The sequence below is a fragment of the Burkholderia sp. Bp8992 genome (assembly GCF_003853705.1).
Lineage (GTDB): Bacteria > Pseudomonadota > Gammaproteobacteria > Burkholderiales > Burkholderiaceae > Burkholderia.
In genome coordinates, this window is sequence record NZ_QTQI01000020.1 from 1 (window position 1) to 26,939 (window position 26,939).

Sequence of the window (26,939 nt, forward strand, 5' to 3'; positions counted from 1 at the left end):
ACCGAATCACCCCTCCCACAAACACAAACCCCCCCACCCCCCCCGAAATGCAATGGCTCGCCCCCCCCCCCCCCTTCGTCACGTCCCGCTCTCGAGCGGATACAGGTACGCGTCGTAACGTGACCGACGCATCCTCCGCCGAGCATCCGTCATGACGCCGGCCCATCGTCCCCTTCACTGCACACGCGACCTCCCGCCGCGGCAGCCTCATCGCGATCGGCACGCACGGCAACGACGCCCCGTTCCAGACAGGTTCGGCAACCGGTGCCGTCTGTTGCAACGACGACTCTCCCGCGAACCTGTAGAAAGCGCTCGTCATGACGGTGCATTCGATGCATCGCTGCCCCGCCTGCCCGATCGCGTGTACCCGATTGCGCAACGCCGGAACACCATTGACACGCCCCGGGCGAATTGCAATCTTCACGCTCTAATTACATTTGCATTCCTTATTAGTTTTCCAATGAATCAAGAAAACAACGCGTATTTCTCGATCGCAGCGACTATGCTGAAGTGACGGGAATACGCGCCTGTGCCAGGCGCGCCGATACTCCCCGCTGCCGTGCGCAGCGACCTGGGTGGACACCTATGCAGTCGCGAGACCGGATTGCCGCGGAGCAGGTCAGGATCGTCTACGACGCCGTGATGCCCTACGCCGTCGGCAGCATGTTGCTTGCCCTCTTCGCGACGCTGTCGATCGGCTGGCTCGGCCGTCCGCCTGCCGCGTCGGGCCTTGCGTGGACGCTCTATATCGCCGCGTGCTCGGTCGGCCAGATCGTGCTGTCGTGCCTGTATCGCCGGTCGCGCTCGCCCGCCGGCCACTGGCGGCGCTGGGCGCTGTGGTTCTCCGCCTTCAGCACGGCCACCGGCATGGGCTGGGGATGGGCTTCGATTCATCTCGCGGCGCACGCGGATGCCGAAATCGCGAGCCTGGTGGTCGTCGCGACGACCGGCGTCGTCGCCGGCGCCATCCCGGTACTCGGGACGTACTTCCCGGCGTTCATCGCCTTCCTGCTGCCGGCCACCGTCCCGTATATCGGCGCCGCGATCCTGTCGACGAACGCGCTCCAGCGGACGACCGCGCCGATGATGCTGCTGATCGCCTGCGTGGTCGGCTATCTCGGGCTGCTGGCGAACCGTGCGGCCACACGGAACATCCGCCTGCGCTTCAAGGCCGAACGGTACGCGATCGATCTGCAGACGCAGAACGAACGGATCGAACGACTCGCCGTCGACCTCGACTGCCAGCGACACATCGCCGACCAGGCCAGTCTCGCCAAATCGCAATTCCTCGCGGCGGCCAGCCACGATCTGCGCCAGTCCGCGCACGCGCTGAATCTGCTGATCGGTGCGCTGCACGGCATTCCGATGCCGCCGGACGGGCGGCGGCTCGTCGAGCGCATCGAGCGCTCGTCCGATGCGCTCAGCCGGCTCTTCGGTGCGCTGCTCGATCTTTCCCGGCTCGACGCCGGCAGCATGAACGTGCAGTGCCGGCCGTTTGCCATCGACACCGTGCTCGAGACCGTCTGCAACGACTGCCTGCCCGATGCGCAGGCGAAAGGCGTCGCGCTGTCGCGCGTTCCATGCCGCGCGGTGGTGCATTCGGATCCGCTGCTGGTCGAACGCATCGTGCGCAACCTCGTCGCGAATGCGGTGCGCTATACCGAGCGCGGAAAAATCGTCGTCGGCTGCCGGCGCCGCGGCACCCGCCTCGCGATCCAGGTCTGGGATACGGGCTGCGGAATTCCCGATCACCTGCAGAAGCTCGTGTTCCACGAGTACTACCAGGTCGGCAACGCCGAACGCGATCACGAGAAAGGCTTCGGGCTCGGGCTCGCGATCGTGCGACGCCTCGCCGGCCTGCTCGATGGCCGGCTGGCCGTGCGCTCGACGCCCGGCCGCGGCTCGTGCTTCGAAGTCGCGATCGCGCTCGCCGCATGCCTGCCCGACCCGCTCGACATGCCGATCGCCGGTCGCGGCGACGTGCCCGGTTCGACGGGGCTCGTGGTCGTGATCGACGGCAATCGCGCGACGCGCACCGGGTTGTCCGGGCTGCTGGCGACGTGGGGCTACGAGACGGTCGCGGTTCGCTCGGGCAAGGAGGCGCTGGACCGGCTGTCGGCCGGCGAACGGCGGCCCGATCTGCTGATCTGCGATTACCTGCCGCCGCGCGGCGAAAACGGCATCGCGGTGATCGAGCGGCTGCGCCGTGACGTCGACGCCGCCCTGCCCGCGTTGCTGATCAGCGGCGACACGACCGACGAACAATCGGCGGCGGCGCACGCACGCGGGCTGGTTCTGCTGCACCGGCCGTTGCCGAACGGCAAACTGCGCGCGGCGGTCGATCATCTCGTCACAGCCGGTGCGCGCCGGCGCTCGACGGCCGACGCGGACGCCCGCGACGTCGCGATCTAGCCGCACCGTGCGTGCTCGCCGGCCGTTGCCGGGTCGGGCACGATGCGGACCTTCGCGCCGGCCGCATCGCCGGCAGACGACTCCTGCATTGCGCGGCTGGTGCGCTTGCCTGCCCGCGCGGGCGGCCGACAGGCGACGCAGACGCGATTCGGCCGCAGGTCGTGACGATGGATCACGAAGGCGGCGTGGCAGCGGACACAGCGCGCCGTCGACAGCACGCCGCCGTCGACGAAGCGCACCAGCATCCATGCGCGCGTCAGGTCGAGCAGCGGATCGCACTGCGCCGCACCGCATCGCTCCGCATACAACCCGTACGCCTTCACCAGCGCGTCGAGCCGCGAGCACTGCGCGTTGATCCGCAGGAAGCTGTAGATGTTGTGGAACAGCGACGCATGGATATTGGCCATCCACGTCATGTACCAGTCGCTGGAAAACGGCAGCAGGCCTTTCGGCGGCGGAACGCCACGTACCTCGCGATACAGGCGGGCCACGCGCTCATGCGGCAGCGCCAGTTCGATCTCGAGCATCTGCGGACGCGCGCCGAGCCGGATCAACGTCACGGCATCGAGGATGAGCCGTGCGTGATCGGCGAGACTCGCCGCATGCGCGGCATCGGGGCCGCCGTTCACGGCGTATCCTGGTCGAACGCCCCGATACTGGAGAATGCCAGCGCGACGTGCAGCGGCGCGACTTCGTCCGGCGGCGCGTGCCGCGCGAGCGCCTCGACCGTGTCGCAGCGGCTCAGCCGCAGCGCGCAGATCAATTGCCCCGACGAGGCCAGGTTGAGCATCGACCGCATCGACAAGCTTTCCAGCGCGCCCGCCATTTCCGGCGTCGCGCCGAGGCGAAACATGCCGGTCGCGCGATCCGCCCGCAGCAACCGCTGCGCGAGCCACAGATAAGACATGTTCAGGTCACGAATTAAATCCTCTTCATTGATAGTGTCCATATTGCACCTTGATTGATATCGAATCAGTCTGATGGAGACGTCCGTCAAATTCGTGCAAAGGAAAATGTCTTGCTTTACGGTGCGAATCGCATGCTTCAGCGTCGAATTCCCGATTTCCGGAAAGCAATCAATTGAAATGAACGATGCGCACCGTATCGGCACGTTCGATTCTTTTTTATCGTATAGTCAGCAGCCGGGATCGATCGCTCCCCGAAAACTCTCGGCTTCCGCAGCTGGCCCGAACCCTTGCCGTCGCGGTCTTCGTTACGCGCGTTGTGCGGCCCAGCGCACCGAAGACCGCGACGATTCAGTGTCAACCACGATTTACCGGATGTAAATCCGACGTTAGCCCATGGAAAAACGGCGTCGAATACGACCAAAGTATTAAGACTTTTCGAAAAAACCGAATTCCACATGAGCGAAAGAGATCTGCCTCCGGCTTTATTTTTATTTTCATGAAAATACTCATTGTCGATGATCATCCGGTTCTGCGAGACGGCGTGGCGACGTTGTTGCGTCAGGATAATGGCGGGATGGTCGACATTCAGGCGAGCAACGCCGACGACGCGATGCGGCTGCTCGAGCTGCACACCGACCTCGACGTCATCGTCCTGGATCTGAAAATGAGCGGCATGGACGGTTTCGCCGCGATTGCCGGGATCACGCAGCTCCGGCCCGAGCTGCCGATCGTCGTGCTGTCTTCGTCCGAGGACCCGCATGACGTGCGCGCCGCGTTCACGCATGGCGCGCTCGGCTACATCCCCAAGTCCGCCACCGCGCACACGCTGCTGTCGGCCATCAAGATGGTGATGAACGGCGAGCGATACGTGCCGCCGCTGCTGCTCGACCTGCAGTCGACGCATCGCGACCCGCCGCCCGCGCACGAACCCGACAGCCCGCGCCTGACGTTGCGCCAGCTCGACGTGCTGCGCCTGATCGCGGAAGGCGTGCCGAACAAGCTCATCGCCGACCGGCTCGGGCTGTCCGAGAAAACCGTGAAGGCCCATATCACCGCCATCTTCAAGGCATTGCACGTGCGCAACCGCACCCAGGCCGCGGCGGCGGGCCAACGCCTGGGGCTCCTCTGATCGTCGGCGCGACATCATCGAGCCGCGCCGGTCGCCGGCGCCGCACTGCCCGACGACTGCATCAGGGCGGTGCGCACCTGCGGCATCTCCGTCGTCACTGCGCCGGCAGCCGGAATCGTTCCCGACGACGATGCGCCGACCGGCCGGACCAGCGCGACGCCGTCCAGCGTGTTGCCGCCGGCGACGATCCGGCTGGCCGTGCAGCCGCTCGACAGCAACGACACCGCGGTACCCGCGATCGACGCGAACGTGTTGCCCTCGACCTCGAACTCGCATACGTTGCCCAGGGCCCGGAATCCCGAATAGCCCGATCCCGTCACGCGATTGCGCGTGACCGTCACGTACGACACCGTGCCGGACCACGTGTCCAGTTCGAGCGCCGCCTGCTGCGTCGGCTGCAGCCCGTTGTTCACGGTCGAGTTCTGGATATGGGTGACGACGTTGCTGTCGATCACGACGTTCGACGCACCGTAGGTGCGCCAGCTGTCCTCCTGGGCGACGAGAATGCCCGCCGCCTTCTGCACGCCGTCGACCGTGTTGTTCGAGATCGTCACGGCCCGGCCGCCGACCACCGCAATGCCGCGTCCCCACGCGTTGCCCGACACCGCGTTATGGTCGATCAGCACGTTGCTGCTGATGCGGCCGTCGCCGAGATAGCTGACGACGGCGATCAGGTCGTCGCCGGTAGCCGTCACCGTATTGCCTCGCACGAGCACGTTGGTCGAGCCGTAGGTCATATGGATGCCGTCGGCCAGCGTGGCGTTCACCGTATTGCCGACGATCGCGACGTTGCTGCCGCCGAACACGAAGATGCCCGCGCTGGCGCCGCCTTCGATCGTCACGCCGAGCACCTGGACGCCCGTGCCCGTCACCTCGACCTTGGTCGAGGCCGGCGTCGTGAGCCGTGTCGTGCCGGTGCCGACCAGCGTCACGCCCACCAGTGTCGAGCCGGCGCCGCTCATCACGATCGTCTGGTCCGACGGATTGGTCGCGACGAGCGTCGCGCCGTAGCCCGATACCACGACGCCCGACGTCGCCACCGACAGCGAGCGGCTGACCGTGTAGCGTCCCGGCGCGAGCACCAGCGTCTGCCCGACCTGCAACGCATTGAGCGCGCCCTGCAACGCATCGGTCTGGTCGCTGCCGTCGCTTGCCGGCCGGATCGTCGCGGCCGCCAGTAAGGCTGGCGCCGGTGCCGCCGGCCGCATCCGTGCACCATGCCGCGGTGCGGCGTACTCCGTGAGCGTCGCTGCGCGAACCTGAACCGGGAAGCTGGCAACGGCGCACGCCCATGCGACAAGCGCTGCGCCGACGATACGAAATGACCTGGTCATGATGACCCCCTCGATAGGCATTCGCCCGACGCAGCGCACGATGCGACGGCATCCGGTCGCACGGCGTCGACGGTCGGCCAGCGCACCGGCTCGATACGCGTCGAACATCTGGGCGTAACGATTTCGTCCGGATGTCGTCCGGAAACAGTCGGGCAATGCCCATGTCAGGCGATTGCCCGCTCGTCTGCCGATACCAGGCGGGCCGCTCCCCCGAGAGCGGTCGACGTCGACGGTGCCGGCAGCGTGCGACCGTCGGGCGACATGCCGAAGCGCTTGCGCGAGCGACGTGGGACGGCCGGCTTCGTGTGCTGTCCCGTACGATCATTTCGCTCGATTGGAAGTCTATTTCGCCGTCGGCGCGCGTAAATCCGACAGAAGCCCCGCGACCGTCGTAGGACGGGTCCCGGGCCTGTCGCGCTGCCGGGAACGAGACGGCGTACGACTCGTCAGGGCGGCACGCGGGCGTCGTGCCGCAGCGGACGGAACGTCGGGAGAGAGGCGACAGGCCGCGACCGGGATCGAATCCCGATCGGGCAGGCGTCACAACAGCGGCAACGCGTTCCGGATGTGCTCGGCAAATGCCGCCGTCAGGTGCGACGGCCGCTTCCGGTCGAACTTCAGCGTAATGCCGACGGCCGGCAGCGGCGGCAGCCGCGGATCGCCGTTCACGATCGCGAGGTCGGCCGGCACGGCCGTCTGCGTCATCACCGCGAACGCCTGGCCCGAGCGCACCAGCGCGATCAGCCCCGCGAGGCTGCTGCTCGCATACGCGACGCGGTAATCGCGGCCGACGCGATCCAGTGCCTCGCAGGCTGCGATGTGATCGAGCGTATCGCGATCGGACAGCGCGAGCGGCAGCGGGTCGAAATGCCCGGGCTCCAGCCCCGGATAACCGATCCACACGAGTTGCTCGCGGCGAATGATGTCGTCGCTCGCGCCGTCGTCCGGCAATGAAATCATCGCGAGATCGACCGCACGCTTCTCCAGTTGCTCGATCAGCCGCGGCGTCGGCCCGCACACCACTTCGACGATCGCCTGCGGATGCTGGCTCGAAAACTGCCGCAGCAGCGACGGCAGCCAGACTTCCGCGTAATCGTCCGGGCACCCGAACCGGATCGTCCCCGACAGCCCCGTGCCGCACAGGTCGGCCATCGCCTCGTCGTGCAGCCGCAGGATGCGCTGCGCATGCACGAGCAGCCGCTCGCCCGGATGCGTCAGCACCACGCCGCGGCCGGTGCGCTGGAACAGCGGCTGGTCGACGACCTCCTCGAGCCGCTTCATCTGCTGGCTGAGCGCGGATTGCGTGCGGCCGACGCGCGCCGCCGCACGGCTGAGCGCACGCACCTCGGCGATCACGACGAACGAACGCAGCAGGTCGATTTCAAGCGAAAGCCCCAAGGTATTAGCTCCTTTTCTACCTTGCATAAGAACTATTCGTTTCCATCAAACCAGACGCGCACCTAGACTGCAAGCGATCCCTGCCCCTTTGCCCGGAGACGCCCGATGTCCCTGAACGACGACCCAACCTTCTGGCGCAACGCCAGGCAGCACCTGGTGCGCTACGGCGGCACCTTCGAGCCGATGATCATCGAGCGCGCGCAAGGCAGCTTCGTCTACGACGCCGACGGCCGCGCGATCCTCGATTTCACGTCGGGCCAGATGAGCGCGGTGCTCGGCCACAGCCATCCGGAGATCGTGTCCGTGATCGGCGAATACGCGGGCAAGCTCGACCACCTGTTCAGCGGGATGCTGTCGCGGCCGGTCGTCGATCTCGCGACGCGCCTCGCCGACGTCACGCCGCCGGGACTCGACCGCGCGCTGCTGCTCAGCACCGGCGCGGAATCGAACGAAGCGGCGATCCGGATGGCGAAGCTCGTCACCGGCAAGTACGAGATCGTCGGCTTCGCGCAGTCGTGGCACGGCATGACGGGCGCGGCCGCGTCGGCCACGTACAGCGCGGGCCGCAAGGGCGTCGGCCCGGCATCGGTCGGCTCGTTCGCGATTCCGGCGCCGTTCACGTACCGGCCGCGCTTCGAGCGCAACGGCACCTACGACTTCCTCGCCGAACTCGACTATGCATTCGACCTGATCGACCGCCAGTCGAGCGGCAACCTTGCCGCGTTCATCGCGGAGCCGATCCTCAGTTCGGGCGGGATCATCGAGTTGCCGGAAGGCTATATGGCGGCGCTCAAGCGCAAGTGCGAGGAACGCGGGATGCTGCTGATCCTCGACGAAGCGCAGACGGGCGTCGGCCGCACCGGCACGATGTTCGCGTGCCAGCGCGACGGCGTGACGCCCGACATCCTGACGCTGTCGAAGACGCTCGGCGCCGGGCTGCCGCTCGCGGCGATGGTCACGTCCGCGGCCATCGAGGAACGCGCGCACGAGCTCGGCTACCTGTTCTATACGACGCACGTGTCCGACCCGCTGCCCGCTGCGGTCGGCCTGCGCGTGCTCGACGTGGTACAGCGCGACGGGCTCGTCGCGCGCGCCAACGCGATGGGCGAGCGGCTGCGGCGCGGCCTGCTCGACCTGATGGAGCGGTTCGACTGCATCGGCGACGTACGCGGGCGCGGGCTGCTGCTCGGCGTCGAGATCGTCAAGGATCGCCGGACGAAAGAGCCGGCGGACGGGCTCGGCGCGAAGATCACGCGCGAGTGCATGAACCTCGGGCTCAGCATGAACATCGTGCAGCTGCCCGGCATGGGCGGCGTGTTCCGGATCGCGCCGCCGCTGACCGTCAGCGACGCAGAAATCGACCTCGGCCTGTCGCTGCTGGAGCAGGCGATCACGCGCGTGCTGTAACGCCCTGCTCCGCGTCATGCGATCCGTCGCGCCGGTTCAGCCGACCGGCGCGACGGATTCCCGATCGATCAGGCTGCTTCCGCCGCCCACGCCTCGGCGTCGGCACCGGCCGGCATGCGCATCGGGCTCGACGGATCGGTCGCCGCGCACCACACGGCTTCGGCGACATCCTCCGCATGGGTGATCGGCCCCGACGCATCGAGGATTCGCGCGACGGTCTTGCCGACGAAGTCCGCATACGCTTCGTGCTCGAAGCCGTGTATGTTGGCCCGTGCGTTCTCGGAAAAACGCGTGTCGGGCGCGCGGCCCGGCAGCACGAGGTGCGCGCGCACGCCGAACGGTTCGAGCTCGGCCGCCATCGATTCGGTATAGGCATTGACTGCCGCCTTGCTCGCGCGGTACGCGCTGAGCAGCGGCAATGCCTTCAGCGTAACGCTCGACGTGACGTTCACGACCACGCCGGCGCCGCGCGCGCGAAACTGCGGCAGCACGGCCTGCGTGAGCGCGATCGTGCCGATCGTGTTGGTCTCGAACAGCGCGCGCACCGTGTCGAGCGGCATGAGTTCGGCCGGTGCGGCCGCGCCGAAGCCCGCGTTGTTGACGAGCACGTCGATCGGGCCGGCCGCGTCGATCGCGGCGCGGATGCTGTCCGCGTTCGTCACGTCGAGCGGCAGCACGCGCAAGCGCTCCGACGGCGGCAGCACGTCGTCGTTCGGCTTGCGCATCGTCGCGACGACCTGCCAGTCGCGCGCCAGGAAATAGCGCGCGATTTCGAGGCCGAAGCCGGAGGAACAGCCGGTAATCAGTACGGTCTTCATGCGAACTCCTCGGGTGTATTGAGCACGTGTCCGTACGATAGATGGCGGGAACCGTATTCGCTACAATCGACAATCCGCTTTTCTTTTGCGAGAGTCCGGCGTTGACGTCCTCCTCTCCCTAAAGGGAGAGGATTCCCACACCTGGCGATGCACGTCCGCATCGGAGAATGTTCAGCGCAGCGTTGATATCTCGATCATGCTCGACACCACAGTCACTGCAGGCCCATTCTCTTACTCGCAGTCCCGCGATACCTTTCGGCCGCGTCGTGCTGTCTTTCGATCCGCACGACGAACAGGACTGGGTCGAACCGCTTTCGTCCACTTCCTCGAACGTGGCCCCGTGCGCGATCGCCTTGTAGCGGAGCTTGTTTCGGAAGGACGACCAGGATGCGTCGTAGACGCTTTTCGCCATCCTGGTTCTGGCAAGTTTGGCAGCCGACACGTTGCCAACCGCGATGTAATCGAAACGCCGCACCAGATCGAGCGCGAGCTTGTGCTGGAAATCGGCACGCGCATTCGCGACCTTGGCGTGCAGCTTCGCGATATGCCGCTTGTGCTTTCTCGCCCGTTGCGCTTTCGCCAGCTTCTCGGCCGCGCGTCGGCCGAACCGGTCGTTCGGCAGTTTTTCTCCGGTCGAAAGTGTGGCGAAGTCTTTCAGGCCGAGATCGATGCCGACGCCGGAACGGATAGGTCGGGCCTGCACATCAGGCATCTCGATCACGATGTTGAGAAACCAGTTACCGCGTGCATCCTGAGCAAAGTTGGTCCCGTCCTTGATCTTGCCGTCGGGAAGCGGTCGGCTGTTGAACACGCGAAACGTGTTGCCGGCAAAACGGAACGCGTCACCCTCGCGCTTCAGGTCACGCCCCTTCAGCGGCACCCAGCCCAGCGATTTCCTGCCGCGATAGCGCAGGTAGGGCCGACGGCGCTGACTGCGCGACTTCGCGTATTGCTCGCACGTGGCGTTGACCGTGCCGGAGTGAATACCGAGTTCCTTGCTGCTCCCCGTCGTCAGCACGTTCAGGTCGAATCCCGTCGGCCACTTCTTGCCCCACTTGAGCGCGTGCTTCTGCGTGTCGTTGCAGAAGTTCCAGACGTAGTTCACCGCGCGGCTCTGCTTGTTGAGCAGTCCGTTGAGCGATTTCACCCGGTAGCGATAGACAAGAATCATGCCGGTGATCCTAACCCGTGGAAGAAGCTGCCTGTCAACAGCATGCCTTTCCTCCCCGTCCGGAAGGACGGGGTTTCTCGGAGCAACTGATGATCGACCCGCTGACCGAAGTCGTGACGCTGCTGCAACCGGGCGCGCGGTACTCGAAGTACGTGCGCGGCGCGAGCCCGTGGGCGATCAGCCGCACGGTCGCCGGCGAGCCGTTCTACTGCGCGATCCTCGACGGCGGGTGCCGGATCGCGATCGACGGGCATGCGCCGATCGAGTTGCTGTCCGGCGATTTCATGCTGATTCCGGCGGCCTACGGCGTCGCGATGTCGAGCCTCGAACCGCCGGCGCCGGGCGTCGAAACCGCGCCGCCGGTCGCGCTCGACCACGGCGAATTCCGGATCGGCGATCCCGCCAACCCGGTCGACACGCGCATGATGGCCGGCAACTGCAGCTTCGGTTCGCCCGACGCATCGCTGCTGGTGTCGCTGCTGCCCCGCTTCGTGCATGTGCGCGGCGAACCGCGGCTGACCACGCTCGTGCAACTGGTGCGCGACGAATCGCGCGCGCAGCGCCCTGCCCGCGAGATCGTGCTCGCGCGCCTGCTGGAAGTACTGCTGATCGAAGCGCTGCGCTTCACGTCCGGCACGCATGCGTCGCCCGGCCTCGTGCGGGGGCTCGCCGACAGCCGCCTCGCGGCCGCGATCCGCCGGATGCACGAACGCCCCGCGCATCCGTGGACCATCGTCGAACTCGCGAAGGAGGCCGCGCTGTCGCGTTCGACGTTCTTCGAGCGCTTCAGCCGCGCGGTCGGCGTCGCGCCGATGGAATACCTGCTCACATGGCGCATGGCGCTCGCGAAAGACCTGCTCCGCCGCAACGAAGGCCGCATCGCGGAGATCGCGGCGCGCGTCGGCTACAGTTCCGCGAGCACGTTCAGCGTCGCGTTCACGCGGCACGTCGGCCGGCCGCCCGCGCAATATGCGCGCGACGAACAGGCGGCGACGAACGACGCATGAGCCGCGCCCGCCACCGCCATTGCGCGACCTGCGTACACTACCCGTCACCCAACGACGACGCGCGAGGCATCCGATGACGACAGCGGCCAAGGCCTCCGCCACGACCGACCACTGGCTCGTCGCACGGCGCGATGCGGAAACCGGCATCGAAAGCCTGCACGCGCATTTCAACGGCCATGCCTACGACGCGCACGATCACGACGACATGCTCGTCGGTTTCACCGAACAGGGCGTGCAGCGCTTCCAGTGCCACCGGTCGCTGCATACCAGCGTGCCGGGCCGGGCGATCCTGATCGAGCCGGGCGCGATGCACGACGGCCATGCGCCCGAAGCCGGCGGCTTCACCTACGGCATGCTGTACCTGCCGCAAGCGTGGGTCGAGCGCGCGGCGCGCCGGCTGGACCTGCCGGGCCTCGGCGGCGTCGAAGCCACGTTCGGCCATACGCTCGTCGACGACCGCAGCCTCGTCGACGCGATCCGGAACGCATTCTTCGCGATCCACGACAACGAAGGCCGGCTCGCCCGCGACCAGACGCTCGACCGCCTGCTGACGCGGCTCGGCGGGGAACTGCGCGGCCCGCTCGCGCTGGAAAGCAGCGTCGTGCCGCCCGCGATCGCGCGCGTGCGCGACCTGCTGCACGAACAGATGGACGGCAACCTCGGGCTCGACGAACTGGCCAGCGTCGCCGGCATCGACCGGTTCCGGCTGACGCGGATGTTCCAGCGCGCATTCGGCACGTCGCCGCATGCGTACCTGGTGCGCTTGCGGCTGCGCGCCGCGCGGCGGTTGCTGGCGGCCGGCCGCACGCCCGCGCAAGCGGCCGCGGACGTCGGCTTCGCCGACCAGAGCCATCTGGGCCGCTGGTTCCGCCGCGCGTACCGGATCACGCCGGCCGCATACCGGCAACTTTGCACAAACGTTCCAGACTGATCGCGCGCGGCATCCGATCATGGGCGCTCCAACCAGGAGCAAGCATGTTCGATACGAAAGTAGCGCTGATCGTGCGTGACGATCTCGCAGCGTGGCAGAAACTCAATGTCGTCGCGTTTCTCGCGACGGGTGTCGCGGCCGGTGCGCCCGAGGCGCTCGGCGAGCCTTACGAGGATGCGGCCGGCCGCCGCTACAGCCGGATGCTCGGCCAGCCGATGCTGGTGTTCGCGGCCGATTTGAACGGGTTGCAGGCCGCGCACCGGCAGGCGCTGTCGCGCGAATTGACGATCGTGCCCTACGTGCGCGCGATGTTCTCGACCGGGCACGACGCGGCCAACCGCGAAGCGTTTCGCGCCGAGGATGCGGCGAATCCCGATCTGGTCGGGCTGGCATTGCACGGGCCGAAGAAGGCCGTCGACAAGGCGGTGAAGGGGCTGGCGTTGCATGCCTGACGCACCAACGTTTCGAGTCGGCACTTCGACACGGTAACGGCTACGGTGTGCCCAGCAACTCAGGCTTGTTCCCCGCCAGCCATGCCTTTACATCGATCATGAGCGCGGCCGCGCTATCGAAACACTCGCGAACGGCTGACGACTGAACCACATCCCCGGAGTAATCGGACAGATTGCGCTGCTTGCGCAGCGCGTCGAGTACGATCATGCGCGCGACCGGCAAACCAATCGTCTGCGGAAGCGTCTGGATCGCCGTCTGGTGGTGCCCTGGCCGACTCGTCAATGTACGAAAGCCGTTCGCGTGCAATGCAAGCATGGCGAGTTGCATGATCGCCTTGTAGGCGGCATCGAAGCGGTTTTCATTGCTCAACCCTGCGAGTTGCGCATCGGCCAGATTCCGTTCCGCCGCGGCCAGCAGGCGCGCCGCTTGTCCGCCGTCCGGTTCGACCGCATCGAGACTAACGCCGAGCAAGTTCTGCAAGGTCATCATCGCTACCAATCAGGAATATCTTGGGTTTTCCAAGCACGTCTCGCAAAAATGCGTCCTGCCCGGCGACGCCGTCGCGAAACTCGTCTGGCGCCAGTACCTTGGGATTGATGTCGCGCCCCAATGTTGTCTGTGCGTCGTAAAGCAGCCGGACCACCGTTGCAAAGCCAACTGAGCCGATCACCATCACATCGATGTCGCTGTCCGCCGTCTCCTGGCCACGCGCAACGGAACCGAATACGAACGCCACGCTGATTTGCTCCGTGCAGGGCAACAACGCTTCGGACAACACATCACCCAACCCCGACGTCTTTCGCATGATCGAAGCCAGTTCCTCGTAGATCGGACAACTTCGATTGGCGTGATAGCGCACCTGGTTACCTTGCCGATCCCTGCTCAGGATGCCGGCTTCGGCCAGCTTGCTCAGTTCCTTGTGAAGCGTACCGGGCGTCGTGCCGGTCAAACGAGCGATTTCGCGGACGTGCAACGCCTGTTCGGGCCGCAGCAGGAGCAAGCCCAGCACGCGGCGCCGGTAGTCGCTAAACAGGGTCGAGGCAATGGATCGTAGCATGATTGGCTTCAATTGTAGCTGAATTAGCTACAATGCATAGTCCAAGTCGCCGATTTTGTACCGACGCCGACGAAAGATCCGAATGTAGCATATTCGACTACAATTGAAGCCGATTCGACTACATTTTGACTGCGACCAGCGCGCCATCCGGCGCCGAATCCAGGCACGACGCGGCCAACCGCGAAGCGTTTCGCGCCGAGGATGCGGTGAATCCCGATCTGGTCGGGCTGGCGTTGCACGGGCCGAAGAAGGCCGTCGACAAGGCGGTGAAGGGGCTGGCGTTGCATGCTTGAACGCTGAAGCGTCGAAGCCGGTACGGTGCTTCGGGTCAGCGATGCGTGAGGGTTCCTTCGCGAGTCGGACTGTCTCGCGACGCTACGCCGGAAACGCCCGTACGGCCAGACCGTCAGCGGCCGGCCGCCTCCATCTCCGCGCGCCGCGGCCGCGCGGGCCGCTCGACGTGCTTGCCGGCCAGCCACACGCCGATCGCGACGACGACGATGCCGACGTAGGTCGTCACCTCGATCCGGTCGCCGAACATCCACGCGGCCCACATCAGCGTCACCGGCGGTTCGAGATAGACGAGGGTCGCCACGCGCGTCGCGGGCATGCGCTTGAGCAACGCCCACAGCGACAGATACGCGATGAAGGTCGAGAACAGCGTCAACCACACGACGGACACCCACACGTTCGGTTGCGTCGGCACATGCAGGTTGCCCGTGACGATTCCGCACACGGCGAACAGCACGAGGCTCACGCACCCCTGTACGAACAGCGGCAGGAACAGCCCGTCCTCGTTGCTGCGCGCGGCCGTCAGCGCGCGCCGGCGCTGATAGATCGTCGCGATCGACAGCCCCAGTGCGGACACCAGCGGCAGCAGGTACATGACGATCCCGACCGACCCGGCCGGCAACGCATACTGCCCGCCGATCACGATGCCCACGCCGACGAACCCGACGACGAGCCCGGCCCACTGGCGCGCCCCGCTGCGCTCGCTGCCTTCGAGCGACGTCATCGCGGCCGTGATGAGCGGCTGCAGCGCCGCGACGATCGCCGCGATGCCCGGCGGCAGGCCGTGCTGGATCGCGATATACACGCAGGTCAGATAGAGAAACTGCGACAGGAAGCCGATCACCGCGTGATAGCGGATTTTCTCGAGCGTCAGCCGCCCGAGCTGGCGATTGAGGACGATCGCCAGGCACAGCGTGACGAGCAGGAACCGCCAGAACAGCAGGTTGAATGCGCCGGCCGTCTCCGCGCCGAGCTTCGCGCCGATGAAACCGGAACTCCACGACAACACGAATACGAGCTGAAGCAGGAATAGCTGCATGGGGCGACGGCTCTCAGAAAGTGGCCGGGGACAGGCGCTGGTCGTGCAGGTCCTCGGGCCGGATCGGCTCGAGCCCGAGGCGGCGATACTGCAGCTCGGCGTCGTCCCGGAGCGCGCGCTGCAGCGCCAGCCAGTTGACGATCGTGCGTGGAATGCCGTCGTCCGACGCGAGATGCCAGAACCCGTTGTCGTCCTCGCGCGTGTACGGGCAATGAAACGACAGCACCAGCGACATGCGGCGCCCGGCCACGACCGGCTCGACACCATGAAACAGCTTGCTGCCGTAGATGAGCAGCGCGTCGCCCGCGTTGTCGAGATTCGCGGCCCTCACATGCCGGCGTTCCCTGTCGTGACGATCGAACGTCTCCGCGGTCGATTCGTAGAACAGAAAGTTGCCGCCCTCATAGTCGGAACGATCCGACAGCACGATGTTCAGCACGAAACTGGTGCCGTCGGTGTGCCACATGCCCAGCTGTTCCTTGCCGTCGGCGCGCGAGCCCGTCGGATAGTAGTAGTTGAACTGCGACCGCGCATTGACCATCGGATACGGAATCAGCGGCGCGCCGGCAAGACGCGACACCCGCATCAGGAATGCGCGGTCGTGCATCATGTCGTCGATGAAGCGCGAGCGGTTCGTCACCGCACGCACGCGCTTCGAGATGATCCAGTTGCTGCTCGACGCGCTGCGCTCGAGCGCGCGACCGATCTCGCGCAACGCACTCACCGCTTCGTCGGAGAACAGCCCGCGCAGATGGCACACCGCATTCAGCGAATCCGAGCGCGTGCCGCGCATCGGCACATCGCGGTAGCCGAGATCGTCGAGGTTGCGGCGATATCGCACCTGATAACCGTCGCGCAGGCATGCGCCGGTCCAGCGCATCGGTTCCTTCGACGCATCCATCGCGCCTTCGACGTTCACGCCGGCGGACAGCGACGTCTGCAACGCGAGCCTCACCCGATCGAACCCTCGCGCAAACACCGGCAATGCATTTCCCTTGTTCATCGCGCGCCTCGCTGTCGACGTTTCGGCATTCAGCTCTTGAACTGCGCAATCTGGTACACGACGCTGCCGTCGCCGCTGCGCAACTCGTCAATCACGCGGCAATTGCCGTGGCTCAGGCGCACGTGGCGGAATTGCTCCGGCGTGTATTTCAGGCAGACGTTGGTGATCAGATGCCCGTCGGCTCCCGCTTTCGACACCGGTTGCAGCGTGACCGCGACATGGAACTGGTCGCCGAGCAGATTGAGCCGCACGATCGACACATGATGCTCGCCGAGCGGCTCGAAGCCCTGCTGCCGGCTGACGATCTCGGAGAACCGCACCATGTTCTCGTTCCGGTAGAAGTTGTAGATAGGCTCTTCGCGCCCCTCCACGAGCAGCTGCATCTCCGATACGACGTAGGTCGACCGGCCGCCGAGATTGCGGATGAGCCGGCCGATCGTCACGGGCAACTCGTTGCCTTCCTGGAACCCGAGCATCGTGATGAACGTCACGTCCTGGCCCAGGTCGATATGGTTCCATTGCACGTTCCGGTAATCGTCGGCGATGTAGTTGAAACAGCCGGGCGTTTTCAGGAACGGCATGATCGCGTGCCGCATCGCGTCTTCGGACGATTCGTTGATGTCGACGGCCGTGTAGCGCAGATGGTCCGGCCCGCCGCCGCTGACGCCCTTCATCAGCTCGGTCGTCTTCACCGGCTCGGGCCCGAGCTCGATGTAATGGACATCGCGGCCGCGCGACAACGTGGCCAGCCGCTCGCTCAACGCGCCGATCGCTTCGCGCAACGAACCGTTGCCGTCGCGATCCGCGCACAGCGCCGGGCTCCGCACGCCCAGCTCGTTCAGGTTGCGCATCAGCGAAAAGACTTCTCGACCCGCTTCCCTCCGCCGCGCATCATCGTCGTCAGTGCGATTCAGCGTCGAATACTTCTCGTGATTCTCGACCGTCCATACCAACTCCGCCTTCAGCTTCCTGTCCCGCACCAATGCATCTACGACAAAATCATTGATCGACATGAATCGTTCCCCGGATGCGTGCAACGCCCGACCGGCTGCCTGCCGTTGTCTGCCTGTTGACCCGAGAATATGGGATGCTCAATAATTCCGTCAATCGACATTACCTGAATTACTGATTCGGAAAAACCAAATCATGCCGCGCACCCTTGACGTCGACCTGCTGCGAACCTTCCACGCCGTCGCGAAGCTCGGCCGGTTCAAGGATGCGGCCGTTCATGTGAACCGCAGCCCGTCGTCGGTCACCGCGCAGATCCAGAAGCTCGAGGAGATGGTCGCGCAGCGCCTGTTTACGCGAAACAACCAGGCCGTCGAACTCACGCAGTACGGCCACAAGCTGCTGAGCGACACCACCGAGTTCCTGCTGAGCCACGACCGGCTCGTCGAATCGCTGTCGCCGCAGATGCTGACCGGCAAGCTGCGCCTCGGCATTCCCGATTCCTACGCGGCGCACTTCATGGCGGAATTCCTGCCGCGCTTCGCCGCCGATCGCCCGTTGCTCGAACTGACCGTCGAAGCGCGTTCCAGCGAGGAATTGCAGCTGCTGTTCTCGCGCGGCCAGCTCGACATCACGATCGCCGTCGTGCCGAAGGCGCCGCCGCACGCCGAATTGCTCAGCAAGACCCATCCGGTGTGGGTCGCCGCGCGCACGTTCAAGTTCAATCCCGATGCGCCGTTGCCGATCGCGGTGCAACTGCAGGGTTGCCCGTACCGCGACACCGCGCTGAACGCGCTGAAGAAGGCGAAGATCGCGCACCGGATGCTGCTCGAAAGCGCCAGTTCGCCGGCGGTCGAGGCCTGCATCGCGAACGGTCTCGCGGTCGGCCTGATCGAGCACGACCGCGTGTCGGGCAACCTGACGAGTCACGTCGCCGGCATCGTGCTGCCCGATCTCCCGCCGCACCTGATCACGATCCTGACGGACGACAGCAACCGCGCCGCGCTGCATCTGCGCGACGTTCTGAAAAGCACGTTCAGGATCGGCTAGGGAAGACAAGGCCGCGAACCGGCCTTGCATGCGGAAACATCGAAAGCAGAACGCCGCCGGCCCGTTGCAGGCCGGCGGCTGTCGGCATCAACCGCCGAGGTAGGCCTGCTTGATGCGATCGTTCGCGAGCAGGTTCGCACCCGTGTCGGCGAGCACCACGCGCCCCGTCTCGAGCACGTAGCCGCGATCGGCCACACCGAGCGCCTTGTTCGCGTTCTGCTCGACGAGGAACACCGTGACGCCTTCGTCGCGGATCGTGCGGATGATGTCGAAGATCTGCGCGATCACGAGCGGCGCGAGGCCGAGCGTCGGCTCGTCGAGCAGCAGCAGGCGCGGCTTGCTCATCAGCGCGCGGCCGATTGCCAGCATCTGCTGCTCGCCGCCCGACATCGTGCCGGCCCGCTGCGCCGCGCGTTCCTTCAGGCGCGGAAACAGCTTGAACACGTGCTCGATGCCGTCGTCGATCTCGTGACGGCTCGCGAAGAAGCCGCCCATCTTCAGGTTCTCGAGCACCGTCAGGCTCGGGAACACGCGGCGCCCTTCCGGCGAGATCGCCATCCCCTGCCGCATGATCTGGTGCGTCGACATCGCGGTGATGTCGTTGCCCTCGAACAGCACGCGGCCCGACGATGCGCGCGGCGTGCCGCACACGGTCATCATCAGCGTCGTCTTGCCGGCACCGTTGCTGCCGATCAGCGTGACGATCTCGCCCTTGTTCACCTCGATCGACACGCCCGCGAGCGCCTCGACCGCGCCGTAGTGCGTATGGACCTGTTCCAGCTTCAGCATCACTCTTCCCCCAGATACGCCTTGATCACGCGCGGGTCGTTGCGGACCGCTTCCGGCGTGCCGATCACGATCGGCCGGCCGTGCTCCATCACGAGGATGCGGTCGGACACGCCCATCACGAGGCTCATGTCGTGTTCGATCAGCAGCACCGACACGCCGAACTCGCGGCGCAGCTTGTCGATCAGGTGCTGCAGCTCGATCTTTTCCTGCGGGTTGAGGCCGGCCGCCGGCTCGTCGAGCATCAGCAGGCGCGGCTCGGTGATCATGCAGCGCGCGATCTCCAGACGCCGCTGGTGCCCGTACGACAGCGTGCCGGCCTGGCGGTTGGCGACCGACGTCAGCCCCATCCGGTCGAGCCACACGGCCGCGCGTTCGAGCGCTTCCTTCTCCGCGTGACGATACGCGGGCGTCGCGAACAGCCCGTGCAGCAGCCCCGCCTTCACCTTGCGGTGCTGCGCGACGAGCAGGTTCTCGACGACGGTCAGCGACTTGAACAGGCGGATGTTCTGGAACGTCCGCACGAGGCCCTTCAACGCGATCTTGTGGCTCGGCAGCCCCGCAATCGCGTGGCCGTCGAGCACGACGTCGCCGCCGGTCGGCTTGTAGAAGCCGCCGACGCAGTTGAACACCGTGGTCTTGCCCGCACCGTTCGGCCCGATGATCGCGAACACCTCGTCACGGCGCACGTCGAAATCGATGCCGTCCACCGCGAGCAACCCGCCGAAGCGCATCTGCAGCCCGGCGACCTTCAACAGTTCTGCATTCGCGCTCATTGCGGCAGCTCCACGTGGGGACGGCTCGCGGGCAACAGGCCCTGCGGACGCCACATCATCATCAACACCATCACCAGACCGAAGATCAGCATCCGGTACTCGGCGAAGCCGCGCGCGACTTCCGGCAGCACGGTCAGCAGGATTGCCGCGAGGATCACGCCGAGCTGCGACCCCATCCCGCCGAGCACGACGATCGCGAGGATCAGCGCCGATTCGATGAAGGTGAACGATTCGGGATTCACGAGGCCCTGGCGCGCCGCGAAGAACGCGCCGCCGATCCCCGCGAACGCCGCGCCGAGCGTGAACGCCGACAGCTTGATGCGCGTCGGGTTGAGGCCCAGCGAACGGCATGCGATCTCGTCGTCGCGCAGCGCTTCCCATGCGCGGCCCATCGGCATGCGGATCAGGCGGCTCGTCACGAACAGCGTGAAGCCGACCAGCACCAGCGCGATCAGGTACAGGAAGATCACCATGTGCTCGCCGCTGTATTCCAGCCCGATCAGTTCATGGAAGGTCTTCGCGCCTTCGACGCTCGCCGAGCGCGCCATCTCGAAGCCGAACACCGTCGGCTTCGGAATGCTCGAGATGCCGTCCGGGCCGCCGGTCAGGCTCGTCAGGTTGTTCGCGAGCAGGCGGATGATTTCGCCGAAGCCGAGCGTGACGATCGCGAGATAGTCGCCGCGCAGGCGCAGCACCGGGAAGCCGAGCAGGAAGCCGAACGTCGCCGCGGCGATCGCCGCGATCGGCAGGCATTCCCAGAACGACAGCCCGAAATACTGGTTCAGCATCGCGTACGTATAGCCGCCGACCGCGTAGAACCCGACATAGCCGAGATCCAGCAGGCCCGCGAAACCGACCACGATGTTCAGCCCGAGGCCGAGGATCACGTAGATCAGCGCGAGCGTCGCGACGTCCACCGCGCCGCGCGAACCGAAGAACGGCCACACGAGCCCGACCGCCAGCAGCCCCCAGATGATCACGCGCTGCTGCTGCGCGCCCATCGCGGGCACCGCCGGCAGCTTCACGGCCGCTTTCGCGCGCACGAGCCACGGCTTGAACAGCTGGAACAGGAACACGGCCGCGACCGCGATCCAGACCGGCCGCCAATGCGGCGTCAGCACGACCTGATAGCCGTCGAGCTTCAACTGCAGGCCGAGCACCGGAATCGTGAGGATCGCCGTCAGGAACGCGGCGGCCACGGCATTCTTCAGCGCCTGGCCGATCGAAGCGTCGGCGGCCGGGCCGCGAACGGAAATGACTTGACTCATCTGCGTCTCCCTTAGACCTTTTCGATGTCCGACTTGCCGAGCAGGCCGGTCGGGCGGAAGAGCAGGATCAGCACGAGCAGGCCGAACGCGACGACGTCCTTGTACTCGGCCGGCATGTAGCCTGCGGCGAAGGTTTCGGCCAGGCCCAGCAGCACGCCGCCGAGCATCGCGCCCGGGATGCTGCCGATCCCGCCGAGCACCGCGGCGGTAAACGCCTTGATGCCCGCGACGAAGCCGATGTACGGATTCAGCTTGCCGATCGTCAGCCCGATCAGCACGCCGCCGACGGCCGCCAGCATCGCGCCGAGCACGAACGTGAACGAGATCACGCGGTTCGTGTCGATGCCGAGCAGGTTCGCCATCTTCATGTCCTCGGCGCATGCGCGGCACGCGCGGCCCATCCGCGAATGCGAGATGAACAGCGTGAGCGCGATCATCAGCACGAGCGTCACGCAGACGATCATCAGGCGCGAATACGGGACGGTCACGTCGAAATCGCCGCCGAGATGGATGTCGAACGCGCCGGAGATCAGCACCGGCACGGACACGTCGCGCGCGCCCTGGCCGATCTGCACGTAGTTCTGCAGGAAGATCGACATGCCGATCGCGGAGATCAGCGGCACGAGGCGCGGGCCGCCGCGCAGCGGGCGATACGCGACGCGCTCGACCGCGAAGCCGTACAGGCCGGTGACGATCACCGACACGATCAGCGCGGCGCCGAGCACGAGCGGCAGCGGATAGCCGGCGGAGATGCCGATTGCCGTGAGGGTCACGAGGCCCACGTAGGCGCCGATCATGTAGATCTCGCCGTGGGCGAAGTTGATCATGCCGATGATGCCGTAGACCATCGAATAGCCGATGGCGATCAACGCATAGATCGCACCCAGCGTCAGGCCGTTGACCAGCTGCTGGGCGAATTGAGGAAAGAAGTCAGTCATGTGCGGGAAGCTCCCGTTGGCGCTGGGTCGCATGCCGTCGCCGGATCACGGCGTTCGGCCGCGCGCAACGCACGGTGTCGTCTCGGGCCGCCCGTTGGCCGCGCACCGGGCCGATGCGCAGCCAATACGCACCCGCCCCGTCCGGGTCTCGGACAGGGCGGGTGCACGGGCGGGTACTCCGTATTACTTGGCGGCGGTCTTCGTCGCGTCCTTGTGCCACGTGTAGACGACGAACTTGAAGGCCTTCAGATCGCCCTGTGCGTCATACGCGACCTTGCCGATCGGCGTGTCGAACGTCGTCTTGTGGATGTACGCGGCGACCTTGGCCGGGTCGGTTGTCTTCGCGCCCGCGATCGCGTCGGCGATGATCTTCACCGCTGCATACGACGGCATCTGGAACGGGCCGTTCGCGTCGCGCTTCTTGTCGGCGAACGCCTTCACGAGCGCCGCGTTGGCCGGGTCGGCCGAGAAGTCGGCCGGCAGCGTGACGAGCATGCCTTCCGAAGCCGGGCCGGCGATCGCCGTCACGTCCTTGTTGCCCACGCCTTCAGGGCCCATGAACGTCGCCTTCACGCCCTGCTCGCGCGCCTGGCGCATCAGCAGGCCCATTTCCGGGTGGTAGCCGCCGAAGTAGACGAAATCGACGCCTTGCGACTTCAGCTTCGTGATGATCGCCGAGTAGTCCGAATCGCCGGCGTTGATGCCTTCGAACAGGACGACCGGGATCTTCGCGGCTTCGAGGTCCTTCTTCACCGACGACGCGATGCCCTGGCCGTACGACTGCTTGTCGTGCAGGATCGCGACCTTCTTCGGCTTCACGTTGTTGATGATGTAGTGCGCGGCGGCCGGGCCTTGCTGGTCGTCACGGCCGATCGTGCGGAAGATGAAGTGGCGCTTCTTGCCTTCGGTCAGCTGCGGCGCGGTGGCCGACGGCGTGACCATCACGATGCCTTCGTTCTCGTAGATGTCCGAGGCGGGAATCGTCGAACCCGAGCACACGTGGCCGATCACGTACTTGATCTTCTGGCTGACGATCTTGTTGGCGACGGCGACGGCCTGCTTCGGCTCGCACGCGTCGTCCATCATCACCACTTCGAACTTGTTGCCGCCCGCACCGCCTGCCGCGTTGATCTGTTCGATCGCGGTCAGCGCGCCGGCCTTCACCATGTCGCCGTATTGGGCGACCGAGCCGCTCATCGGACCAGCGATGGCGATCTTCACGGTTTCCGCTTGCGCGGCGGCGGCGCCGGCGGCGAACAGCACGGCGGCGACGGAAATGGACGTAAGACGGGACAGCGTCATCTGGGAGCTCCTCGATGTTGTTTAGTCATACGGGCAAAGGCGGCATGACTTGCGCAATCGAACAGCACCCGGGGCGAGGACATGGGACACGCCCGAGACACATAGAAGACGGAACTCCAGCGGAATGTTGCGTAGCGGGGCCCGGCTCTTGCAGTCCCCGAAGGGGACGTCTGGTTCGGAAAGACATCGTGATGCGTCTTGCATTGCGCAAGCGTTTCGCCTGCCCCGCTTGCCAAAACGCTCGTTCGGAGGGATGGTCCGACAGCCATTGGCAAGGCAGTCGAAATTATATGGGCGTTTTTCAATCGTCTGTCAAAAATGCCGGTCAACCAAGGGAAAACACGTACGTTTTTGAGATTGGTGGGTGGCGATGGGGGCGCAACCTCTGTGATGCGGGAACGTTTGCTTCGAGTGCAATCGGGTTGCTATTTGGCGGGGTGATTGGATCGAGTGCCTTGCTGTGTATGGGATTCGGCGATCGGTCATTCTGCGGGGCGCGATTTGGGGCGGCAGAGGGTCCGATCGCTGAAAATCAATCGACTGATGATTGTATGGGCGGGCACCAACACGGGGCACTCGTACCATGCGGTAAATCTTTCTTCTTTCCGACTGATTCGGACATGATGAAAGCTGATTGATATTTCCATGAAATAATACGAACTCGCTTCTGCAATCCAGCCAGCCTCCCTGCGAGTCGCGCCCGCCGCGCCTCGCAGTCGCTTCAGGGCCGCTTCGACGCCCCTCCGTCGCCCAGCCGCCAGCCAGTGATCTGCCGTTTTGTTCAATGCACATCACCTGCTTCGGACCGCCTATGAATCACCCCATCCGCCTCTCTTCCGCCGCCGCGATTGCGTGCGCGCTTTCTGTTTCTGCTGCCCATGCTTCGGGTCGCGATTCGCTGACCGATCGGTCGGCCAGCGCCAATGTGTTTCGTTCGGAGCGGCATGCTGCTGCCCGGGATGACAGGCATGCGGCACGCATGAGCCGCCGACGCGTGCAGTACGCCGCGCCTGTGGAGCGCAGTCCGTTCGATACGCCGGACAAGCGGCCGTTGCGTGCGACAAGCGATGCGCTGGTGGCATCGCCACCTTCGTCTGTGCATGAGCCCGAGTTTGCATTGCCGCCGAATCGCGTCGCGCTCGGTGCGGGTGGAAGCGATAGTTTGGGTCGCACCGTGCCCGGGTATGAGCAGCGCGAACAGAACTGGAATGAATACCTGCGCGCCAACGGCTCGCGGCCTGTGGGTAGTGGTGGATCGTATGCGCCGCAGCGGCCGTACGATGCGCCGCGTGGTCCGCATGGGGCGCCGAATCCGTTCGATCCTTCGGTGCCGCAGCCGGAAACGCGGACGTTCTATGACAACGGCTCGGGGACGAAATGCACGGCTACCGGCGGCGCGGGGACGTCGCGGTCGTCTTGCAATATCGCTTGGTGATGTGGGGGGTTTGGGTGGCTGCCGCTTACGGCGGCGCGACCTTCTCCGGCGCGCTGGGCCTAGCCGCCGGCATCGAACCGAAACGCCGTCTGCATCTGATGAAAGGTGCGGCCGGTCAGCGACATGGCGAGCTTGATCAGCTTCAACTTGCTTACAAACGTTCCTAGTGGCGACCCTTGTTCGCCCAGCCCTGGATTGCCATCGTTTCGCAGGACCGAACGCTAGCCGAATGCCTCATCTTCAGAAACGAGCGAGCTGACGAATTGGTCAAATGAATCAGTCAGACGCCGATCAGCCTTCTGGCGGTTCTCCAAGTCCGTCAACGTTTCCTCGTAGGTATCGGTCAACCAATAATGTACGGAACCTCTACCGGTGTCGACACAGAAGAGATTACCGCCAGGATCAGTGGCAAATGGAACAAAGGTTCGAGGGTATCCTCCCTTACCCGCGACTCGCGCATAAATGCTTTGAATGTTAGGTTTGCTAGCATCCTGCGTTCCGATAGGAAGGAATTCGTGGACCCATATCGGCCCCCAATCAGCCTCCATTGGAAACCAGTCGAGAACTGGCATGCCACCATTGAACTTCAGGTAGTGCCCCTTCATCGCTACCGGTAGCTGGACACCTAAGTCGCTCTCGAGCTTCTCTATGCCCGATCGGTCAATTGCGGGTCCACACATCGAGAACTCATTTTGCTTCATACTTCCCCCGTTAGCATCCTCGTTTGGGACTGCGCCCCCTTCAACCATCCCTGCTCTTGCCCGACCCGCACGGCCCCGGAGGAATCGTATGCAACGCCAAAGTGCTTTGCAAATTGATCCGCCGAACCCGCATGCGGGAAAGTGCCGATATGTGCTTGCGCTTTGACCAGTTGCATCGTCGTACGCCCCGTCTCAGGATTGAAGTCGTTCAGATGGCGCCACGTATAGCCGGTGACATCAGCCTTTGAATTATTCGCTTCTTTGAATGCCTGAACAAAGTCTCTCGATCTCGATCCCTGCATGGTGATCTCTAGGATATTCCGCTGCCCTTCCGTCGCCGGAAACAGATCGGGACTCCCAGAAAAGTCGACGCCTTGGTAAGCCCGTCCCCACGGATCGATCCATTGGATCGGATTCGGTGCGTACCGGTAGAGGTTCATTCCACCTAGCAAACCGATCGGGTCGGGATTGATGAACCGACCGATATCCGGATCGTCGAACCGGAACGTGTTGTAGTGCAGCCCCGTTTCACGGTCCAGATACTGCCCTTGAAAGCGCAAGTTCTGCGGTCGCGGTACGTGAGCCGGCGTTGGTGCAGCCGCTTGAGCGTTTCCCCACACCGCTGTCGGTCGGTCCGGCACCCGTGTAACCCCACTCCTCCTGCACCGCATTGCCCCACACCTTATAGCGCGCCTGCCAAACCAGCTCGCCACCAGCGTCAGTCAGCTCCTCCGGCAACCCCGAAACGTCGTTGTGGAAGTAATAAACCGCATCGCGTACATCCGCATCATTAGCCGCCGCCTTCCCTTGATCGATCCGGGCAAGCGGCACGTAACTATTGGACTCGTACAGATACGTCAGCGCTTCCTCGCCCTGACGATCGTGATACGTCTCCTGCACCAGCCGCATGCCGTCCCACAGGAAATCCGTACTCGCGTAACTGCCATTGAGCTTCCGGATCCGCCGGCCGAACGCGTCGTACTCGAAATGCGTCGTCGCGATCCCGAGCCGGTCCTTCGTCACGACGGTCTTGAGCTGGTTCCAATCGTCGTATTCAAGCGTGAGCTCTTTAGCCGGCCCATGTCCACTCAGCTTGCGAACCAGCCACCGGATCTATGGTCGCGGCGTGCGGCGCAGTGTCGGCGAGGTAACGGGCACGTGATCCTGAGACAGCATCATCTGCCGCTGTGTCCGCACCAAGATCCCTCGCAATTTACGTCAACCCAATCCGATTGCGAACCAATTCCCGATCCACTAACTGATTGCGCTTCTGGATCACGTTGCCCACAGCGTCACCGCACTATCAAAACTTAACGCCCAGCGCAAGGTGTATTCGCAAGTGGATCCTCTGATGCAAGCTTCACTTAGTATGCGGGC

Annotated in this window: 27 protein-coding genes and 1 pseudogene; 9 read left to right on the forward strand and 19 right to left on the reverse strand. The window is 65.0% G+C overall.

Annotated elements, in window-relative coordinates; translation table 11 throughout:
* Positions 1 to 585 precede the first annotated feature (585 nt).
* The gene (locus DIE03_RS25895) at positions 586 to 2,412 is read left to right on the forward strand and encodes a hybrid sensor histidine kinase/response regulator (protein WP_124455163.1); all 1,827 of its coding nucleotides are present in this window, start codon (positions 586 to 588) and stop codon (positions 2,410 to 2,412) included.
* Here the strand turns inward: DIE03_RS25895 and flhC are convergent.
* Both flhC and DIE03_RS25905 read right to left on the reverse strand, forming a co-directional pair.
* The gene (gene flhC / locus DIE03_RS25900; protein WP_124455164.1) at positions 2,409 to 3,041 is read right to left on the reverse strand and encodes a flagellar transcriptional regulator FlhC; all 633 of its coding nucleotides are present in this window, start codon (positions 3,039 to 3,041) and stop codon (positions 2,409 to 2,411) included. The genes DIE03_RS25895 and flhC overlap by 4 nt on opposite strands.
* Entirely contained in the window at positions 3,038 to 3,361 is a 324-nt protein-coding gene (locus DIE03_RS25905) for a flagellar transcriptional regulator FlhD (RefSeq protein ID WP_124455165.1), read from the reverse strand. Before DIE03_RS25905 ends, flhC begins: the two co-directional genes overlap by 4 nt.
* A gap of 143 nt (positions 3,362 to 3,504) precedes the next feature.
* Between DIE03_RS25905 and DIE03_RS25910 the strand changes: the two genes are divergently transcribed.
* Complete coding sequence (locus DIE03_RS25910) at positions 3,505 to 4,449, forward strand: response regulator transcription factor (protein WP_260434954.1); 945 nt, start codon at positions 3,505 to 3,507, stop codon at positions 4,447 to 4,449.
* 14 nt (positions 4,450 to 4,463) lie between these two features.
* Here the strand turns inward: DIE03_RS25910 and DIE03_RS25915 are convergent, their stop codons facing one another.
* Complete coding sequence (locus DIE03_RS25915) at positions 4,464 to 5,783, reverse strand: nitrous oxide reductase family maturation protein NosD (protein WP_124455166.1); 1,320 nt, start codon at positions 5,781 to 5,783, stop codon at positions 4,464 to 4,466.
* A 540-nt stretch (positions 5,784 to 6,323) separates the two neighbouring features.
* On the reverse strand, positions 6,324 to 7,208 hold the full coding sequence (locus DIE03_RS25920) for a LysR family transcriptional regulator (protein WP_185658223.1): 885 nt from the start codon (positions 7,206 to 7,208) through the stop codon (positions 6,324 to 6,326).
* Positions 7,209 to 7,286: 78 nt separating this feature from the next.
* Between DIE03_RS25920 and DIE03_RS25925 the strand changes: the two genes are divergently transcribed.
* Entirely contained in the window at positions 7,287 to 8,588 is a 1,302-nt protein-coding gene (locus DIE03_RS25925; protein ID WP_124455168.1) for an aspartate aminotransferase family protein, read from the forward strand.
* A gap of 68 nt (positions 8,589 to 8,656) precedes the next feature.
* Here the strand turns inward: DIE03_RS25925 and DIE03_RS25930 are convergent, their stop codons facing one another.
* A complete protein-coding gene (locus tag DIE03_RS25930; protein ID WP_124455169.1) occupies positions 8,657 to 9,406 on the reverse strand; it encodes an SDR family oxidoreductase in 750 nt (249 codons plus the stop codon).
* Between the two features lie 118 nt (positions 9,407 to 9,524).
* A complete protein-coding gene (locus DIE03_RS25935) occupies positions 9,525 to 10,577 on the reverse strand; it encodes an RNA-guided endonuclease TnpB family protein (protein ID WP_124455170.1) in 1,053 nt (350 codons plus the stop codon).
* 89 nt (positions 10,578 to 10,666) lie between these two features.
* Between DIE03_RS25935 and DIE03_RS25940 the strand changes: the two genes are divergently transcribed.
* The 3 genes from DIE03_RS25940 (at position 10,667) to DIE03_RS25950 (ending at position 12,967) form a co-directional block, all read left to right on the forward strand.
* Positions 10,667 to 11,584, forward strand: a complete 918-nt coding sequence (locus DIE03_RS25940; RefSeq protein ID WP_124455171.1) for an AraC family transcriptional regulator — start codon at positions 10,667 to 10,669, stop codon at positions 11,582 to 11,584.
* 73 nt (positions 11,585 to 11,657) lie between these two features.
* Entirely contained in the window at positions 11,658 to 12,515 is an 858-nt protein-coding gene (locus DIE03_RS25945; protein ID WP_124455172.1) for an AraC family transcriptional regulator, read from the forward strand.
* Between the two features lie 44 nt (positions 12,516 to 12,559).
* On the forward strand, positions 12,560 to 12,967 hold the full coding sequence (locus DIE03_RS25950; RefSeq protein WP_124455173.1) for a DUF2000 domain-containing protein: 408 nt from the start codon (positions 12,560 to 12,562) through the stop codon (positions 12,965 to 12,967).
* A gap of 40 nt (positions 12,968 to 13,007) precedes the next feature.
* Here DIE03_RS25950 and DIE03_RS25955 read toward each other — a convergent pair whose 3' ends face one another.
* Together DIE03_RS25955 and DIE03_RS25960 are read right to left on the reverse strand one after the other, a co-directional pair.
* Positions 13,008 to 13,457 carry a DNA-binding protein gene (locus DIE03_RS25955; protein ID WP_260434955.1) on the reverse strand — a complete coding sequence of 150 codons (450 nt, stop codon included), beginning with the start codon at positions 13,455 to 13,457 and terminating at the stop codon, positions 13,008 to 13,010.
* A complete protein-coding gene (locus tag DIE03_RS25960) occupies positions 13,426 to 14,025 on the reverse strand; it encodes a nucleotidyltransferase domain-containing protein (RefSeq protein ID WP_124455174.1) in 600 nt (199 codons plus the stop codon). Before DIE03_RS25960 ends, DIE03_RS25955 begins: the two co-directional genes overlap by 32 nt.
* 164 nt (positions 14,026 to 14,189) lie before the next feature.
* On the opposite strand from DIE03_RS25960, the pseudogene DIE03_RS25965 reads away from it, so the two are divergent.
* Positions 14,190 to 14,318 (forward strand): annotated as a pseudogene (locus tag DIE03_RS25965) (DUF2000 family protein); the annotation flags it as partial.
* A gap of 113 nt (positions 14,319 to 14,431) precedes the next feature.
* On the opposite strand, the gene DIE03_RS25970 reads toward DIE03_RS25965, so the two are convergent.
* The 3 genes from DIE03_RS25970 to DIE03_RS25980 are packed head-to-tail and all read right to left on the reverse strand — an operon-like array spanning position 14,432 to position 17,371.
* On the reverse strand, positions 14,432 to 15,355 hold the full coding sequence (locus DIE03_RS25970) for a DMT family transporter (protein WP_124455175.1): 924 nt from the start codon (positions 15,353 to 15,355) through the stop codon (positions 14,432 to 14,434).
* Positions 15,356 to 15,368: 13 nt separating this feature from the next.
* The gene (locus tag DIE03_RS25975) at positions 15,369 to 16,358 is read right to left on the reverse strand and encodes a 2OG-Fe(II) oxygenase (RefSeq protein WP_124455176.1); all 990 of its coding nucleotides are present in this window, start codon (positions 16,356 to 16,358) and stop codon (positions 15,369 to 15,371) included.
* 29 nt (positions 16,359 to 16,387) lie between these two features.
* Positions 16,388 to 17,371, reverse strand: a complete 984-nt coding sequence (locus tag DIE03_RS25980; RefSeq protein ID WP_124455177.1) for a hypothetical protein — start codon at positions 17,369 to 17,371, stop codon at positions 16,388 to 16,390.
* A gap of 133 nt (positions 17,372 to 17,504) precedes the next feature.
* Here DIE03_RS25980 and DIE03_RS25985 point away from each other — a divergent pair, with 133 nt between their 5' ends.
* Positions 17,505 to 18,356, forward strand: a complete 852-nt coding sequence (locus tag DIE03_RS25985) for a LysR substrate-binding domain-containing protein (protein WP_124455178.1) — start codon at positions 17,505 to 17,507, stop codon at positions 18,354 to 18,356.
* Between the two features lie 87 nt (positions 18,357 to 18,443).
* Here DIE03_RS25985 and DIE03_RS25990 read toward each other — a convergent pair whose 3' ends face one another.
* The 5 genes from DIE03_RS25990 to DIE03_RS26010 form a co-directional block, all read right to left on the reverse strand.
* Complete coding sequence (locus DIE03_RS25990) at positions 18,444 to 19,145, reverse strand: ABC transporter ATP-binding protein (RefSeq protein ID WP_006484776.1); 702 nt, start codon at positions 19,143 to 19,145, stop codon at positions 18,444 to 18,446.
* Positions 19,145 to 19,918, reverse strand: a complete 774-nt coding sequence (gene livG, locus DIE03_RS25995) for a high-affinity branched-chain amino acid ABC transporter ATP-binding protein LivG (RefSeq protein WP_124455179.1) — start codon at positions 19,916 to 19,918, stop codon at positions 19,145 to 19,147. The genes DIE03_RS25990 and livG overlap by 1 nt, the downstream gene beginning before the upstream one ends.
* Entirely contained in the window at positions 19,915 to 21,186 is a 1,272-nt protein-coding gene (locus DIE03_RS26000; protein WP_124455180.1) for a high-affinity branched-chain amino acid ABC transporter permease LivM, read from the reverse strand. Before DIE03_RS26000 ends, livG begins: the two co-directional genes overlap by 4 nt.
* Before the next feature lie 11 nt (positions 21,187 to 21,197).
* The gene (livH, locus tag DIE03_RS26005) at positions 21,198 to 22,124 is read right to left on the reverse strand and encodes a high-affinity branched-chain amino acid ABC transporter permease LivH (RefSeq protein WP_034186151.1); all 927 of its coding nucleotides are present in this window, start codon (positions 22,122 to 22,124) and stop codon (positions 21,198 to 21,200) included.
* A gap of 183 nt (positions 22,125 to 22,307) precedes the next feature.
* Positions 22,308 to 23,426: a branched-chain amino acid ABC transporter substrate-binding protein gene (locus DIE03_RS26010; RefSeq protein WP_124455181.1), complete on the reverse strand. Its 1,119-nt coding sequence runs from the start codon at positions 23,424 to 23,426 to the stop codon at positions 22,308 to 22,310.
* A 784-nt stretch (positions 23,427 to 24,210) separates the two neighbouring features.
* Between DIE03_RS26010 and DIE03_RS26015 the strand changes: the two genes are divergently transcribed.
* Positions 24,211 to 24,861 carry a hypothetical protein gene (locus DIE03_RS26015; protein WP_124455182.1) on the forward strand — a complete coding sequence of 217 codons (651 nt, stop codon included), beginning with the start codon at positions 24,211 to 24,213 and terminating at the stop codon, positions 24,859 to 24,861.
* Positions 24,862 to 25,082: 221 nt separating this feature from the next.
* Here the strand turns inward: DIE03_RS26015 and DIE03_RS26020 are convergent, their stop codons facing one another.
* From DIE03_RS26020 to DIE03_RS26030, 3 genes are read right to left on the reverse strand one after another with little or no spacing between them, the layout of a single operon-like run.
* Complete coding sequence (locus DIE03_RS26020) at positions 25,083 to 25,562, reverse strand: SMI1/KNR4 family protein (RefSeq protein ID WP_185658224.1); 480 nt, start codon at positions 25,560 to 25,562, stop codon at positions 25,083 to 25,085.
* Positions 25,559 to 26,122 carry an RHS repeat-associated core domain-containing protein gene (locus DIE03_RS38825; RefSeq protein ID WP_260434957.1) on the reverse strand — a complete coding sequence of 188 codons (564 nt, stop codon included), beginning with the start codon at positions 26,120 to 26,122 and terminating at the stop codon, positions 25,559 to 25,561. Before DIE03_RS38825 ends, DIE03_RS26020 begins: the two co-directional genes overlap by 4 nt.
* Positions 26,091 to 26,585, reverse strand: a complete 495-nt coding sequence (locus tag DIE03_RS26030) for an RHS domain-containing protein (RefSeq protein WP_124455184.1) — start codon at positions 26,583 to 26,585, stop codon at positions 26,091 to 26,093. The genes DIE03_RS38825 and DIE03_RS26030 overlap by 32 nt, the downstream gene beginning before the upstream one ends.
* Between the last annotated feature and the right edge of the window lie 354 nt (positions 26,586 to 26,939).